Annotated in this window: 15 protein-coding genes; 1 reads left to right on the forward strand and 14 read right to left on the reverse strand. The window is 54.5% G+C overall.

The features are described from left to right. Positions 1–2: 2 nt before the first annotated feature. The 4 genes from JT31_RS14185 to JT31_RS14200 form a co-directional block, all read right to left on the reverse strand. Positions 3–1,106, reverse strand: a complete 1,104-nt coding sequence (locus JT31_RS14185) for an amino acid ABC transporter permease (RefSeq protein WP_038478286.1) — start codon at positions 1,104–1,106, stop codon at positions 3–5. A gap of 9 nt (positions 1,107–1,115) precedes the next feature. Beyond that, the gene (locus JT31_RS14190) at positions 1,116–2,297 is read right to left on the reverse strand and encodes an amino acid ABC transporter permease (protein WP_038478289.1); all 1,182 of its coding nucleotides are present in this window, start codon (positions 2,295–2,297) and stop codon (positions 1,116–1,118) included. 71 nt (positions 2,298–2,368) lie between these two features. After that, positions 2,369–3,394, reverse strand: coding sequence for an amino acid ABC transporter substrate-binding protein (locus JT31_RS14195; protein WP_038478292.1), 1,026 nt, complete (start codon positions 3,392–3,394; stop codon positions 2,369–2,371). Positions 3,395–3,690: 296 nt separating this feature from the next. After that, positions 3,691–3,912, reverse strand: a complete 222-nt coding sequence (locus JT31_RS14200; RefSeq protein ID WP_038478295.1) for a hypothetical protein — start codon at positions 3,910–3,912, stop codon at positions 3,691–3,693. Positions 3,913–4,008: 96 nt separating this feature from the next. Here JT31_RS14200 and JT31_RS24190 point away from each other — a divergent pair, with 96 nt between their 5' ends. Further along, positions 4,009–4,143: a hypothetical protein gene (locus tag JT31_RS24190; protein ID WP_268746991.1), complete on the forward strand. Its 135-nt coding sequence runs from the start codon at positions 4,009–4,011 to the stop codon at positions 4,141–4,143. A 60-nt stretch (positions 4,144–4,203) separates the two neighbouring features. Here JT31_RS24190 and fis read toward each other — a convergent pair whose 3' ends face one another. The 10 genes from fis to msrP form a co-directional block, all read right to left on the reverse strand. Beyond that, a complete protein-coding gene (gene fis, locus JT31_RS14205; RefSeq protein ID WP_000462905.1) occupies positions 4,204–4,500 on the reverse strand; it encodes a DNA-binding transcriptional regulator Fis in 297 nt (98 codons plus the stop codon). 25 nt (positions 4,501–4,525) lie between these two features. Continuing rightward, a complete protein-coding gene (dusB, locus tag JT31_RS14210) occupies positions 4,526–5,491 on the reverse strand; it encodes a tRNA dihydrouridine synthase DusB (protein ID WP_038478305.1) in 966 nt (321 codons plus the stop codon). Between the two features lie 371 nt (positions 5,492–5,862). After that, a complete protein-coding gene (prmA, locus tag JT31_RS14215; protein WP_038478308.1) occupies positions 5,863–6,747 on the reverse strand; it encodes a 50S ribosomal protein L11 methyltransferase in 885 nt (294 codons plus the stop codon). An 11-nt stretch (positions 6,748–6,758) separates the two neighbouring features. Beyond that, positions 6,759–8,213 carry a sodium/pantothenate symporter gene (panF, locus tag JT31_RS14220; RefSeq protein ID WP_038478311.1) on the reverse strand — a complete coding sequence of 485 codons (1,455 nt, stop codon included), beginning with the start codon at positions 8,211–8,213 and terminating at the stop codon, positions 6,759–6,761. Then, positions 8,203–8,445 (reverse strand): YhdT family protein, encoded by a 243-nt coding sequence (locus tag JT31_RS14225; RefSeq protein ID WP_038478314.1) that lies wholly within the window; start codon positions 8,443–8,445, stop codon positions 8,203–8,205. The genes panF and JT31_RS14225 overlap by 11 nt, the downstream gene beginning before the upstream one ends. A gap of 112 nt (positions 8,446–8,557) precedes the next feature. Beyond that, positions 8,558–9,904, reverse strand: coding sequence for an acetyl-CoA carboxylase biotin carboxylase subunit (accC, locus tag JT31_RS14230; RefSeq protein ID WP_038478317.1), 1,347 nt, complete (start codon positions 9,902–9,904; stop codon positions 8,558–8,560). Between the two features lie 10 nt (positions 9,905–9,914). Then, a complete protein-coding gene (gene accB, locus JT31_RS14235) occupies positions 9,915–10,394 on the reverse strand; it encodes an acetyl-CoA carboxylase biotin carboxyl carrier protein (RefSeq protein ID WP_008454913.1) in 480 nt (159 codons plus the stop codon). A gap of 22 nt (positions 10,395–10,416) precedes the next feature. After that, positions 10,417–10,869, reverse strand: coding sequence for a type II 3-dehydroquinate dehydratase (aroQ, locus tag JT31_RS14240; RefSeq protein WP_038478320.1), 453 nt, complete (start codon positions 10,867–10,869; stop codon positions 10,417–10,419). Positions 10,870–11,100: 231 nt separating this feature from the next. Beyond that, positions 11,101–11,700, reverse strand: a complete 600-nt coding sequence (gene msrQ, locus JT31_RS14245; RefSeq protein WP_038478322.1) for a protein-methionine-sulfoxide reductase heme-binding subunit MsrQ — start codon at positions 11,698–11,700, stop codon at positions 11,101–11,103. Beyond that, positions 11,701–12,705: a protein-methionine-sulfoxide reductase catalytic subunit MsrP gene (msrP, locus tag JT31_RS14250; protein ID WP_038478325.1), complete on the reverse strand. Its 1,005-nt coding sequence runs from the start codon at positions 12,703–12,705 to the stop codon at positions 11,701–11,703. Positions 12,706–12,755: the final 50 nt, after the last annotated feature.

The following is a 12,755-nucleotide window of genomic DNA, read 5'->3' on the forward strand; positions in this document are numbered from 1 at the left end:
CCTTAGTGCGGCGTACGGCCGGTGTGGAAGCGCTTTTCCAGATGCTGGCTATAGCGCGACATGCTGAAACAGAAAATCCAATAGACGATGGCGGCAAAGACGTAGCCTTCTGTCGACATCCCCAGCCAGGCCGGATCAACCGTTGCCTGCTGGACGCTACTGAACAGATCGAACAGGCCGATGATGATCACCAGACTGGTATCTTTGAACAGCGCAATAATCGTGTTTACCAGACCCGGGATCACCAGCTTTAGCGCCTGCGGTAATATCACTAATCCTTGCGTCTTCCAGTAGCCGAGAGCCAGTGACTCCGCTGCCTCATATTGCCCTTTCGGCAAAGCCTGCAGCCCGCCGCGAACCACCTCTGCGACATAGGCAGACTGGAACAAAATCACCCCGACCAGCGCCCGAATCAGTTTATCGATGGTGGTGCCTTCCGGGAGAAATAGCGGCAGCATCACCGAAGACATAAAGAGCACCGTAATCAGCGGTACACCACGCCAAAATTCGATAAACATTATCGAGAGCACTCTCACTACCGGCATGCGTGAACGCCTGCCCAGCGCCAGCAAAATACCCAGAGGTAATGCTCCTGCAATGCCAACCGATGCCACGATCAGGGTGAGCGTTAAGCCGCCCCAGAGACGTGTTTCAACACGTTCCAGACCTAAAAAGCCACCGTACATCAGCCACCAGACGACGACCGGATAAGCTACTGCCCAGCAGGCAATATAGCGGCCGCGATGAGGGAGCGATTTCCAGAACATGACTGCAACGGAAAGCAGCCCAATGATAAGCGCAAGGTTGATTCGCCAGCGCCACTCGTGAGGGTAAAGCCCGTACATGAACTGGCCGAAACGTTCGTGGATAAACACCCAGCATGCCCCGCCTTTAGTGCAGTCGGCTCTGGTCTCGCCTACCCAGTTCGCCTGGAAAACTGCCCAGTTCAGCAGCGGAGGGATAAGCACCCACATCAAGCTGAAACACAGTAGCGTAAGCAGGGTATTCAACCAGCTGGAGAAAAGGTTTTTACGCATCCAGCGCCAGACTCGCTCTGCAGAGTTGCCTGTCGGGCGGGCACTGTGCGCCTTCAGAACTTTAATCATCGACATTCCTTAGCGCTCAACCAGGGCAATACGGCGGTTATAGACGTTCATCAGCAGCGAGATAACGAGGCTGATAACCAGATAAACGGACATTGTGATAGCGATGGTTTCGATTGCCTGTCCCGTCTGGTTCAGTACGCTACCGGCAAACAGAGAGACCATATCCGGATAACCAATCGCCGCCGCCAGAGAGGAGTTTTTGACGATGTTCAGATACTGGCTGGTCAATGGCGGGATAATGACTCTCAGCGCCTGAGGCACGATCACCTGCCGCAGCGTCACCTGCTTAGGCAAACCGAGGGACAGGGCGGCTTCATGCTGGCCATAAGGGACCGATTGAATACCCGAGCGAATGATTTCGGCAATAAAGACCGAGGTATAGACCGAAAGCGCCAGCGTTAAAGCCGCGAGTTCAGGGATAAGCACAATCCCGCCGCGGAAGTTAAAGCCGTGCAGAGCGGGAATATCCCAATGCAACGCCGCGCCGAAGATCAAATGTGCAATGAGGGGCAGGGCAACGATCAACGCGATCGCCACGGGCCAGGTACGACGAATTTGCCCGGTCTTCATCTGATGCATTTTGTTATAGCGATACAGTCCCGCAGAGACGAGAAGCGCAAGCAGCACGGCAGCAGAAAATGCCAGCAGGCCTTCCCCCATAACCGGGGCCGGAAGAGACAGCCCGCGATTGCTCAAATACATCAGGCTGAAAGCATCCAAAGCCTGGCGTGGGCCCGGCAGATTACGCAGAACGGCAAAGTACCAGAAGAAAATTTGCAGCAGCGGGGGGATGTTGCGAAACGTCTCTATATAAAAGGTAGAAAGCTTACGCACCAGCCAGTTATCAGAGAGCCGTGCCAGGCCCACAAAGAAGCCAATAAACGTGGCAAACACGATACAGAGTACGGAGACCAGCAGGGTATTCAGGAGCCCCACAACGAAGACTTTTCCGTAGGTGTCCCCCTGATCGTAGTCAATCAGATGCTGGACGATGCCAAATCCGGCGGCGCGATCGAGAAAGGCAAAGCCGGAGGTAATACCGCGGCTATCCAGGTTGGTGATAGTGTTGTGAATCAGATAAACGGCCACGCCAATCACAAAACTAATGGCGACTATCTGATACAGCCAGGCGCGAACCGAAGGGTTAGAAAAAGATAAGTCGGCCTTCACGGCTGGGCGGTGATGACGCATAAGCAAACCTCAGTAACAGGAACATAGATCCTGGGCACCGCACCGAGCAGTGCCCTGTTCTGGTATTTCGCTTAGCGAACCGGCGGGGCGTACTGAATACCGCCGTTGTTCCACAGGTTGTTCTGGCCACGTTTGATTTTCAGCGGACTTTGGGCCCCGACGTTGCTCTCGAAGATCTCTGCGTAGTTACCTACCTGCTTCACGATGTTGTAGGCCCACTTGTTATCCAGCTTCAGGTCTTTGCCGAAATCGCCTTCTTTCCCTAGCAGGTGAGCCATATCGGGCGTGGTTGGGTTAGCGGCCATCTGGTCAACGTTTTTAGAGCTGATGCCCATCTCTTCGGCATTCAACATGGCAAACAGCGTCCAGCGCACAATAGAGAACCAGTCATCGTCGCCGCGGCGGACAACAGGCCCGAGAGGCTCTTTAGAGATAACTTCTGGCAGGACGAGCCATTCGGCCGGGTTGCTGAGCTTGATGCGCAGGGCATACAGCTGGGACTGATCTGAGGCCAGGGTATCGCAGCGCCCGGACTCCAGTGCTTTTGCCGACTCATCTGAGCGGTCAAATGTCACCGGCGTGTACTTCATGTTATTGGCTTTGAAGTAGTCGGCGACGTTCAGCTCGGTATCCGTTCCTGCCTGAATACAAACGGTTGCGCCGTCGAGCTCTTTGGCACTCTTCAGGCCGGCTTTATTGTGGGTCAGGAAGCCGATGCCGTCGTAATATGTGACGCCGGTAAAGACCATCCCCATGCCTGCGTCACGAGAGGAAGTCCAGGTGGTGTTACGGGAAAGAATATCGACCTCGCCGGACTGCAGCGCAGTAAAGCGCTCTTTCGCCGTCAGCGGGGTGTATTTGACTTTAGAAGCATCGCCGAACACGGCCGCCGCCACGCCGCGGCAAACATCTACGTCTATACCGGTAAATTTGCCGCTGCCGTCAGCGTAAGAAAAGCCCGGCAGGCCGTCACTGATCCCGCATTGCACGAAGCCCTTCTTTTTTACGGCATCCAGCGTGGTGCCTGCATGAGCCTGATTAGCCATCGCGAACAGCGTACCGGTAGCGACCAGAGTGGCGATCATCATCTTCTTCATAAATGCATCCTGTGTGGCGAAATTATCGTTATTGGCGTAATGGCGTCCGGGAGACACCGTATCCCTGTTCGTGGCAAATGCCCGAGTCATATTCGGTAAAGCAAAGGGGATGCCAGGTTTACGCGGAGTGTCGGATGCAGGAGACGGCTGAAATAAATGAAGAGAGCGAACGGTGAACGCTCCGAAAGAGTGCAACACTGCAACTAACGGCGCATTTCAGAGCAAAATGATTCAGATGTTGCAGGAAGAATAAACAAAAAAGCGCGAGAGGCTCGCGCTTTGATATGAAGAAAGGCTTATTTGGTTAACGCCACGATACCCAGGGCAACGCCTGCCACGGCGGCAGTGCCGGCGGCAATTGCGCCTGCGGTTTCCCAGTTATCCTGGGTGGTGCCTTTCATACAGGTATTGGTGTGCACCAGGCGTCCCTGGTCATCATAGACCGGTACGCAAGGAGACTCGGTCGCACAGCCTGCCAGAAACGTGGTGAGCAACGCAGCGGCGATGAATTTAGTCATTTTGAACCTCGTTTGAACCAAACGCCGGAACAGGGATCGCTCTCGTAGATGCCCATAAAGGTACGAAGCTTTCTCGGATGCTGTGCCGGAGTGAATGTGGCTATTTTACCACTGCGTATCAGACCACAGGATTGGGGAATAATTGCAAAGCGTGTGCAGTGTAAACAAAGTGAAGGAAATAGCTCAGCAGCGGCAAATGATGATGAAAAACGTCAGATCTCAGGTGAATAAAAGAAAAAAGGCGCTTCCCCATGCCGGTTCGCGCCTTTTCACAACACTCGCTGATTAGTATCAGTTCATGCCGTATTTTTTCAATTTCTTACGCAGCGTACCACGGTTGATGCCCATCATCAGGGCAGCACGGGTCTGGTTGCCACGGGTGTATTGCATCACCATGTCCAACAATGGCTGTTCTACTTCAGCCAGTACCAGCTCATACAGGTCGTTCACATCCTGACCGTTCAGTTGAGCAAAATAGTTCTTCAGTGCCTGTTTCACGGAATCACGCAGGGGTTTTTGGGTTACCTGATCCTGAGAGTTAACGGTAGAAACGGTCAGTACGTCAGAATTTACGCGTTGTTCGAACATAGTTCTGTCAGCTCTTTATTTCTGTTTACGCAAAATTTTCGAAGTATGCCTCCAACGCCTCCAGCTGTACGCTGGCATCCTCAATGGCGTTGAATGTGCGCCGAAACTGGTCATTTGGAGCGTGCTCCTGGAGATACCAGGAGACGTGTTTACGTGCAATTCGGTAACCTTTTACATCGCCATAAAAGCTATGCAGTTCCCGAATGTGCGAGCAAAGTAAGCGCTTCACCTCTGCCAGAGGCAAGGGCGGTAGCAGCTCTCCAGTGTCCAGATAATGCTGGATTTCCCGAAAGATCCAGGGTCTTCCCTGAGCCGCACGGCCTATCATCAGGGCATCAGCCCCCGTATAGTCAAGTACAGCTCTGGCTTTAAGCGGGTCAGTAATGTCACCATTCGCGATAATCGGAATGGAAACTTTCTGCTTAACTGCCCGAATGCTGTCGTATTCAGCATCGCCCTGGAATAAACAGGCGCGTGTGCGTCCATGAATTGTCAGAGCCTGAATCCCACAGTCTTCAGCCAGTTGGGCAATCTCTACACAGTTACGGTGCGCGGGCTCCCAGCCGGTACGAATTTTCAACGTCACAGGAACATCCACTGCCTTCACTACCGTCGTCACGATGTCCTTTACCAGACTCGGGTACTGCAGAAGGGCTGAACCTGCCAGCTTACGATTCACCTTTTTTGCCGGACAACCCATATTGATATCAATAATCTGGGCGCCATTAGCCACGTTTATACGCGCGGCTTCTGCCATCTCTTCAGGTACGCTACCGGCAATTTGCACGGTGCGAATACCCGGTTCATCCACATGTACCATCCGTAAACGGGACTTATCGCTCGCCCAAACTTCTGGGTTAGAGGACATCATCTCGGAAACGGTTAACCCTGCTCCCATCTCGTAGCACAGCGTCCTGAATGGTCTGTCAGTAATGCCAGCCATAGGTGCTGCGATCAGGCGATTTCTGAGCTGGTGGTGTCCGATGCGCATGAGTTAAGAAATGACCATACTGTGCCTGCAAGGCGGCGTATATTACGCATTTTTTGCACGAGATGAAAGGCCAAACTTTGAACAATCCTCTGTCACAGATCAATGAAGCGGCAACAAGCGCGGCCTTAATTGGTAATTAATTCATTTAATCAGTGGGTTAGGATTTTTCGTTTATTTCGTGTTGTTTTAAATTTTCCTGAAAGTTAGCAGAAATATGCTGTCTGACAGAGTGTTTTTACCATATAAACCGCTGTTTTTATGGTCGGTTTTGGGTTTTTTATGCGAGCAAGCTCTCATTTTTGGATGCTGATTGCCCACTAAAACTGGCTAAAAACGACACACGGCAGGAGCGCCGTATGCCGTTATTTTCATCAGCTGTGCTTACGACCGGTGATGCGGCACCACTCTTCTTTTTCCGCGACAGGGTCGAGGGTGAATTTATCAGCGTAAGCTTCGCAAACGCCTTCGGCCTGGCTGGCCAGTACGCCAGAAAGGCCCAGGAAACCGCCCTCAACCGGCAGCACGCTGATTAACGGCGCTAACTCACGTAAAGGGCCTGCGAGGATGTTGGCGACCACCACGTCGGCGCTCATGGCTTCTGGCTGGTCTTTTGGCAGGTAAAGCTCAAGACGCTCTGAAACGCCGTTGCGTTCGGCGTTGTCACGGCTGGCCTGAATCGCCTGTGGGTCGATATCAATGCCGATGGCTTTTGCGGCACCCAATTTCAGGGCGGCAATGGCCAGGATCCCGGAGCCGCAGCCGAAGTCGATAATGGTTTTGCCGGCCAGGTCCAGGCCGTCGAGCCACTCGAGGCACAGCGAGGTCGTTGGGTGAGTTCCGGTGCCAAACGCCAGGCCCGGATCGAGCATCACGTTGACGGCGTTTTCGTCCGGCACATCACGCCAGCTTGGGCAAATCCACAGGCGTTCGCCAAAGCGCATCGGGTGGAAGTTATCCATCCATTCGCGCTCCCAGTCTTTGTCTTCCAGCTGCTCCACTTTGTGGTGGAAGCCCTGGCCCAGCAAAGGACAGTTCTCCAGCATAGCCACGACTTCTTTCATGTCGGTTTCTGCGTCATACAGGCCGATAACGTCGGTGTCGCCCCAAAGGCGGGTTTCGCCAGGCAGCGGCTCAAAGACCGGCGTGTCGTGGGTGTCCTGGAAGGTGACGGAAACCGCTCCGCTTTCAATCAGCGCATCGCCCAGGCTTTCAGCGTTGCCGCCGGTGGTGTTAATTTTCAGTTGGATCCATGGCATGGCGAAACTCTTTATTTATCAGTAGTGGAAACAAGAAGGGGTTCCGGACCGGTATGACCAAATCGGTTACCTATCAGGAACGCCAGCAAGCTTAATAGCAGCGACGGCACAATCGGGTGGAAGCCGAAGAGCTGGAGGCTGAAGCTGGCGAGCACCGCGTACAGCACGCCGCCGACAATCATGCCGCTTAGCGCGCCTGCGGCGTTGGCTTTCTCCCAGTAGAGGCCCAGCACCAGCGGCCACAGGAAAACGGCCTCAAGGCCGCCGAAGGCCAGCAGGTTGAGCCAGATAATCATCTCCGGCGGGCGCCAGGCTGCCAGCATCATCAGCAGGCCCAGCACCAGCGTCGTGGTAGTGGAGATGCGCTTCAGGCGGCTTTCATGACGAATTTTAGCCGGACTTGCACTGAGCCACAGGTCTTTCACGATTGTCGCCGATGCCTGCAGCAGGTGCGCGTTAACGTTGGACATAATGGCGGCCATTGGCGCGGCCAGGAATAACCCAGCTGCCCACGGGGGAAGAACCTGCATCATCAGGGTTGGGATCACCAGGTCTGGCACCGTCAGCCCCGGAATAACCGCTCTGCCCAGCGCGCCGGCAAGGTGCATGCCCAGCATAAGAATGGCGACCACAATGGTGCCGATAATAATTCCGCGGTGTACGGCCTTACTGTCCTTATAGGAGATACAGCGCACCGCCGTGTGCGGCAGGCCGATAACGCCGAAACAGACCAGCACCCAGAAGGACGTCATAAAGGTTGGCGTCAGAATATCGCCCGCGCCCTGCGGGCTCACCAGTTTCGGATCGATATGCTCTAACGTCTGTACCGCGTTCCCTAATCCGCCCGCGGCGTGAACAACGCCAACCAGCAGAACGATGGTGCCTATCAGCATCACCATGCCCTGCATGGTGTCGTTGAGTACGCTGGCGCGGAAGCCGCCGAAGGCGGTATACAGGGCGATGGTTATCCCGAAAATCAGCAGGCCGGTTTCGTATTTTATGCCCGCTGCCGTTTCCAGCAGCCTTGCGCCACCGATGAACTGCACGGCAATTGCGCCCACAAAGGCGACCAGCAGGCTGACGCTGGCAATCCAGACGACGGCCCGATTCTGATAGCGAGCCTGCAGCATGTCGTTGAGGGTAATGGCGTTATAGCGGCGCGCCAGGATGGCGAACTTTTTCCCCAGGATCCCCAGAGAAAGCCAGATCGTCGGGATCTGAATCATCGCCAGTAGCACCCAGCCGAGGCCGTATTTATAGGCGGCGCCAGGCCCACCAATAAACGAACTGGCGCTGATATAGGTGGCGGTGAGCGTCATTGCCAGCACAAAACCGCCCATCGAACGGCTCCCGAGGAAATACTCGCTCAGGAAAGTGCCGGAGCTGCGTTGACGCATGGCGTAGAAGGAGAGACCAAAGACCGCTATCAGGTAGACAACCAGCACGGCAATGACTTCATTTTGCATGGTCATCTCCCAGAGGAATATCGCGGAAAATGGTTTTCACCATCAGCCAGCAAAGCAGGATAAACAGCAGCGGCACCAGCAGGCAGGCCATCTCGAACCAGTGCGGTAACCCGGTGATGCCCTGGGCATTATCAGGTAAGTAAGCAGCCACTAACCACGCGGCAAGATACAGCAGGGTCAGCCAGAGCGCCCAGCGCGCTTCTTTATGGGCCTGAACAAAACGCTTGTCCATTTTTGTCCCTTGAGTTCGCGGAAAGCGGGGATTGTAACGCATCCATCCAGCGGGGGAATACAAAAAGAAAAGGCCGGAGATCCGGCCTTTTGTCGACATGTTCAACGGAAACTTAGTGCTGAAGACCGAGTTTCTTCTCCAGATAGTGGATGTTAGTTCCACCGTGCTGGAAGTTTTCGTCGTTCATGATTTTGGTCTGCAGCTCGATGTTGGTTTTGATGCCATCGATAATCAGTTCCGCCAGGGCGTTTTTCATGCGGGCAATAGCCACTTCACGCGTTTCGCCGTAGCAGATGAGCTTCCCAATCATTGAATCGTAGTACGGCGGTACGGTGTAGCCGGCGTAGATATGCGATTCCCAACGCACGCCAAAACCACCAGGCGCATGGAAGCGCGTGATTTTGCCCGGGCTTGGCAGGAAGGTGTTCGGGTCTTCGGCGTTGATACGGCATTCCACCGCATGGCCGGTAACGTGAACGTCTTCCTGTTTGATGGACAGCGGCTGACCGGCAGCAATGCGCAGCTGCTCTTTGATCAGGTCCACGCCGGTGATCATTTCGGTAACCGGGTGTTCTACCTGAATACGGGTGTTCATTTCGATGAAATAGAACTCGCCGTTTTCGAACAGGAACTCGAAGGTCCCTGCGCCGCGGTAGTTAATGTCGATACAGGCTTTTGCACAGCGGTCGCCGATGAATTTACGCAGCTCAGGCGTGATGCCCGGCGCTGGCGCTTCTTCAACAACTTTCTGGTGGCGGCGCTGCATGGAGCAGTCACGCTCGGCCAGATAGATAGCATGACCCTGGCCGTCGGCCAGCACCTGAATCTCGATATGGCGTGGGTTCTCGAGGTATTTCTCCATGTAAACCATGTCGTTGTTGAAAGCCGCTTTGGCTTCCGCACGGGTCATGTTGATGGATTGCTCGAGTTCCGCGTCGCCGCGCACTACGCGCATGCCACGACCGCCGCCGCCGCCGGACGCTTTGATAATAACCGGGTAGCCGATGCGTTTCGCATGGGCACGGTTTTTATCCATGTCGCCGTCCAATGGGCCGTCAGAGCCTGGTACCGTCGGTACGCCAGCCTGCTTCATCGCGGTGATCGCGGAAACTTTGTCGCCCATCAGGCGGATAGTTTCAGCTTTCGGACCGATGAAGATAAAGCCGGAGCGCTCAACCTGCTCGGCAAAGTTGGCGTTTTCAGACAGGAAGCCATAGCCCGGGTGAATCGCTACCGCGCCGGTGATTTCCGCCGCGGAGATGATTGCCGGGATGTTCAGATAGCTTTTTACGGACGGAGCCGGGCCGATACAGACCGTCTCATCCGCCAGTAATACGTGTTTCAGATCGCGATCCGCGCTTGAGTGCACGGCGACGGTCTTGATGCCCAGTTCTTTACAGGCACGAAGAATACGCAGGGCAATCTCGCCACGGTTGGCGATGACAATTTTATCCAGCATGTTCGCCTCGTTACTCGATGACGACCAGCGGCTCGTCAAATTCTACCGGCTGACCATTTTCAATCAGAATCGCTTTCACCACACCGGCTTTATCAGATTCGATCTGGTTCATCATTTTCATTGCTTCAACGATGCACAGGGTATCGCCAACGTTAACTTTCTGGCCCACTTCCACGAACGCTTTTGCGTCAGGGCTTGGGGTACGGTAGAAGGTACCGACCATTGGGGAACGTACGATGTGACCACTGACTTCAGCAGCTGCAGGGGCTTCCATGGCTGGGGTTGCGGCTGGCGCAACGGCCTGGGCCAGACCCGGTTGTGGCTGAGGCTGGTACATTGGCGCAGCGTAGGCCTGTTGCATCATTGGGAAACCAGCGTTTGCCGGTGAGCGGCTGATACGTACAGACTCTTCGCCTTCAGAAATTTCCAGTTCAGCGATGCCTGATTCTTCAACCAGCTCGATCAGTTTTTTAATCTTACGAATATCCATGAGTGGGTTCCGTACTCTTTGTTTAGATGGATTTTGACAGGCGTTTTACCGCCGTCTGTAGTGCATATGAATAGCCATCAGCGCCTAATCCGCAGATCACGCCGACGGCCTTATCTGAAAGATATGAATGATGGCGAAACGGTTCACGTGCGTGCACATTGCTGAGGTGAATCTCGATAAACGGGATATCCACCGCCAGTAACGCATCGCGCAGCGCAACGCTGGTATGCGTGAACGCGGCCGGATTAATCAGGATAAAGTCGACAGTGTCTTTGGCCTGATGAATTCGGTCAATCAACGCATACTCCGCGTTAGATTGCAGGTGGCTGAGCGTTACGCCAAGGTTTGTTGCCTCTGCCTCAAGCGTGTTAACAATTTCTGCTAACGTTTGGTGGCCGTACTTGTCCGGCTCCCGCGTGCCCAGCATGTTCAGATTAGGGCCATTCAAAAGCAAAATGTGAAATTCACCCGACATCGTGCTGCCATCTCCCGCAATTAGTAGGCAATTTACAAAATATACCTAAGTTTTCCGGTTGTCACCTTTTCGAGCCGAAAATGGGCGTCAGAAAAAACCGAAGTCGCACATTATAACGATTTCGTAGCATTTGGCAGCTAAATACTGGTCTTATCAGGGAAGATGATCAACCGGTATCCGGAGAACGGTACCGATTGATGTTTTTTCTGCGGAGAAGCACACGCTCTGTGGCTAGCGCCACCACTGGCGAAACTTCTTGTAGCGAAGTGCAAGAAGGATGATAGCGCCCAGCGCATAAAGCAAGGGCTGAGGGGACAAAATCTTAACCGACCAAAGGAAATGAATCGGCGCGAGGATCGCCACCAGATAGACGAAGTTATGCAGTTTCTGCCAACGGGCGCCTAAAAAACGCTGTGCCCGCTGGGTGGACGTGACGGCCAGCGCCAGCAGGATAATCCAGCAGATGATGCCCAGCGTCAGGTAAGGGCGGCTCACCAACTCCTGGCCAAGCAGGCCAAGATTGCTTATTCCCAGCTCCAGCAGCGAATAGCTGGTGAGATGCAGCGTCGCCCAGACAAAGCACCAGACGCCCAGCAGGCGGCGGGTACGAATCAATAGCGGCTGTTTAGCGTAGCGTGCCAGCGGCGTAATCAGCAGCGTTGCCAGCAGCAGTTTCAGCGCCATTCTGCCGGTAAAATGCTGGATATCTTTCGCCGGATCGGCGCTGAAAAGTCCCTGGCTTGCCGCGTAAAACAGCCAGACGAAGGGCAGGAAAGCGGCGAGATGAAGCGCCACTTTGAGCCAGGTTATCTGTTTTACCGTCAGTCTCACTCAGAAGTTCTCCTTCAGATTAAGACCGCGATAAAGCGAAGCTACCTGGTCAGCATAGCCGTTAAACAGCAGCGTCGGCTGGCGCTTAACGTCCAGTACACCACCCGAGCCGATAAAGCGCTCCGAGGCCTGAGACCAGCGAGGATGATCGACGTGAGGATTCACGTTGGCGTAGAAACCATATTCATTCGGTGCGGCAAGGTTCCAGGTCGTCGGCGGCAGTTCGCTGACCAGCTTGATGCTGACGATAGATTTAATGCCCTTAAACCCGTATTTCCACGGCACAGTGAGGCGTATCGGCGCGCCGTTTTGCGGCGGCAATGCCTTACCGTAAACGCCCACCGTTAGCAGCGTAAGCGGATGCATCGCTTCATCCAGCCGCAATCCTTCTACATAAGGATATTGCAGGCCGCCGCCGATGAACCGGTCTTTCTGCCCGGGCATTTGTTCCGGGTCATTAAGCGTTTCAAAGGCAACGTACTTTGCGTTGCTGGTGGGCTCAACCATCGCCAGCAGCTTATGGAGCGGGAAGCCAATCCACGGCACGACCATCGACCAGGCCTCAACGCAGCGCATGCGGTAAATGCGTTCTTCGAGCGGGAAGCGTTTATACAGATCGTCGTGATCCAGCGTCATGGGCTTAGCCACCTCGCCGCTGATTTTGATCTGCCACGGATCGGTTTTCAGCCCGCCGGCGTTAGCGGCAGGATCGGCCTTATCCAGCCCAAATTCGTAGAAGTTGTTGTAGCCGGTAACCTTGTCTTCCGGGGTCAACGCCAGCTTTGCCTGATACTCTTCTGGTTTACTGAACGTCAGGGGTTTGCCGGAAGGTGCCGCCGGGCGATCGTTACCTTTGAACCACGAAAGAATATCGGCGTTTGCGGTTTGGGGGAGCGACAGGGCGGCAGCGCTGATGCCCAAAGCCTTCAGCACCTGGCGGCGCTTCATCATAAACACGGATTCTGGCGTAACGTCGGCTTCGGTGAGCCGGGTGACCTTTTTCATGACGTTCTCCTCGTAGCGATAGCCTAAGCATGACCGAGAGAAAGCGTTCC

Origin of the sequence: Cedecea neteri, from assembly GCF_000757825.1 — a bacterium.
GTDB classification, from domain to species: Bacteria; Pseudomonadota; Gammaproteobacteria; order Enterobacterales; family Enterobacteriaceae; genus Cedecea; species Cedecea selenatireducens.

Excerpts from the sequence above, each read along its gene's own strand:
- JT31_RS14185 (WP_038478286.1), bottom strand. The coding sequence starts at position 1,106 with ATGATTAAAGTTCTGAAGGCGCACAGTGCCCGCCCGACAGGCAACTCT.
- JT31_RS14190 (WP_038478289.1), bottom strand. The coding sequence starts at position 2,297 with ATGCGTCATCACCGCCCAGCCGTGAAGGCCGACTTATCTTTTTCTAAC.
- JT31_RS14195 (WP_038478292.1), bottom strand. The coding sequence starts at position 3,394 with ATGAAGAAGATGATGATCGCCACTCTGGTCGCTACCGGTACGCTGTTC.
- JT31_RS14200 (WP_038478295.1), bottom strand. The coding sequence starts at position 3,912 with ATGACTAAATTCATCGCCGCTGCGTTGCTCACCACGTTTCTGGCAGGC.
- fis (WP_000462905.1), bottom strand. The coding sequence starts at position 4,500 with ATGTTCGAACAACGCGTAAATTCTGACGTACTGACCGTTTCTACCGTT.
- dusB (WP_038478305.1), bottom strand. The coding sequence starts at position 5,491 with ATGCGCATCGGACACCACCAGCTCAGAAATCGCCTGATCGCAGCACCT.
- prmA (WP_038478308.1), bottom strand. The coding sequence starts at position 6,747 with ATGCCATGGATCCAACTGAAAATTAACACCACCGGCGGCAACGCTGAA.
- panF (WP_038478311.1), bottom strand. The coding sequence starts at position 8,213 with ATGCAAAATGAAGTCATTGCCGTGCTGGTTGTCTACCTGATAGCGGTC.
- JT31_RS14225 (WP_038478314.1), bottom strand. The coding sequence starts at position 8,445 with ATGGACAAGCGTTTTGTTCAGGCCCATAAAGAAGCGCGCTGGGCGCTC.
- accC (WP_038478317.1), bottom strand. The coding sequence starts at position 9,904 with ATGCTGGATAAAATTGTCATCGCCAACCGTGGCGAGATTGCCCTGCGT.
- accB (WP_008454913.1), bottom strand. The coding sequence starts at position 10,394 with ATGGATATTCGTAAGATTAAAAAACTGATCGAGCTGGTTGAAGAATCA.
- aroQ (WP_038478320.1), bottom strand. The coding sequence starts at position 10,869 with ATGTCGGGTGAATTTCACATTTTGCTTTTGAATGGCCCTAATCTGAAC.
- msrP (WP_038478325.1), bottom strand. The coding sequence starts at position 12,705 with ATGAAAAAGGTCACCCGGCTCACCGAAGCCGACGTTACGCCAGAATCC.